Raw genomic sequence first — 1439 nt, forward strand, 5'->3', positions numbered from 1 at the left:
ACAGGCCGCACTGCGTGCCGCTGACAGTGAAACCAGCCCCCTGATGGCTGACACCGTCATCCGGTCCCGGAAAGATCGTGCATTTCTGGCCAGTATCATCAATGATGGAGACAAAATTGATTATGTCACTGACAAAATTGAAGAAGCAATTGCCACGCTGGGTGCGCAGGTGATCGGTGAGCTGGTTCGTTATCGCAACGTGAACAGAATTTTTCTGGTTGGTGGCGGCGCAGTGCTGATTGAGGACGCAGTCCGGCAGGCATGGCCATTATCGCCAGAGCGGATCGAAATTATTCCTGATCCCCAGCTGGCACTGGTCCGGGAGATTGCTCTGTACCATAGCGAGGTCTGACTGTGCCAGCCGGCAAATATTCTTTCTATCTCCATACCGATGACCGCACGGATATGCTGGTTTCCGCCACACTTGAAACGGTTTCTCAGCCGTTGCGCGGCGACTTTCTGCGCACGGCAACCACGGCAGGCGGGGTGCTGTACCGGATCGATACCCGCCTTCCCGCGCTCATCACCGAGCTGTTCGACGGTAAGCTGTATGCGGTACAGCTTACTTGCCTAATCGGTGCACTGAATGGTCTGCTGCCGGCTTCACCGGCAGCGGAGGTGAGGGAGGCTTTGCCTGCATGGCGATGGGCTGAAGCAGACAGCGAAGAACCCGATGAGCGGCGGCGCATTACCCTGCAGTTGCCGGAGAAAAATGCCACCGTCAGAATGATTGAATCAGCCCCCTCCCGGTTACGGGGGCAGCTGTTGCGCCAGCTCATCACGACGGGGTGCGCGCTCCATACGCTGGATGTCCGGCTGCCACAGCTGCTGACGAACCTGCCAGCTCCGCCCGGCACGCTTAACGCGCTAATCAGTCTTCTGACCGACGTCACAGGCGAGGCAGGCGGAACACAGGCCCCTGCAGCTGACAAACATCCGGAAGCCGTGAGGGCAGACGTACCGGTTGCAGACGCTGGCGAAGAAGCCAGAATAAGAAATAATATGAAAAAACTGTTCTGACAGGAGGCGCGATGTCACGATTTAAACAGCAGGTTGAGAGTATTGCCGCCCGGATACTGAAAAGGGCCGGAGTGCCGGCGGCAGAAATGCCCGACACCCTCAAGAAAACGGGCAGGGGCATGATCCTGTTCAGCATTCTGCTTGTCGTTCCTCTCCTGCTTACCAGTCATGTCCCTCTTGCGGTCACGATTGTTCTCCAGCTGGGCTATGCGGCGCTGATGTGTACCGGCGTCATTCTGGCCTTTGACGACGCGAAAAAAGCCCGGTAACCACCTCATTCCCGCCCGATACCGAAGCCCGTCGCAGATGACGGGCTTTTTTTGTCGCGAACAGCGGACGTCGTCCACGTCGCTCTCACTGTTCTTCTGTGACAAATCACCCTCAACCGGGCGGCTTCACCCTGGGGATGTCCCTTGAAA

General features: G+C 57.4%; 2 protein-coding genes and 1 pseudogene. All 3 read left to right on the forward strand.

The genetic code is table 11. The features are described from left to right. Positions 1-352 (forward strand): annotated as a pseudogene (locus tag ENTHG_RS23150) (plasmid segregation protein ParM domain-containing protein); the annotation flags it as partial. Between the two features lie 2 nt (positions 353-354). Continuing rightward, positions 355-1020 carry a plasmid partitioning/stability family protein gene (locus tag ENTHG_RS23155; protein WP_044185816.1) on the forward strand — a complete coding sequence of 222 codons (666 nt, stop codon included), beginning with the start codon at positions 355-357 and terminating at the stop codon, positions 1018-1020. An 11-nt stretch (positions 1021-1031) separates the two neighbouring features. Beyond that, complete coding sequence (locus tag ENTHG_RS23160) at positions 1032-1289, forward strand: hypothetical protein (RefSeq protein ID WP_044185818.1); 258 nt, start codon at positions 1032-1034, stop codon at positions 1287-1289. Positions 1290-1439 lie beyond the last annotated feature (150 nt).

This window comes from Phytobacter massiliensis JC163, from assembly GCF_000321045.1.
In the GTDB taxonomy this organism is placed as follows: domain Bacteria; phylum Pseudomonadota; class Gammaproteobacteria; order Enterobacterales; family Enterobacteriaceae; genus Phytobacter_A; species Phytobacter_A massiliensis.

Bases quoted from the DNA above. Each gene is read 5' to 3' on its own strand.
- ENTHG_RS23160 (WP_044185818.1), top strand. From the start codon at position 1,032: ATGTCACGATTTAAACAGCAGGTTGAGAGTATTGCCGCCCGGATACTG.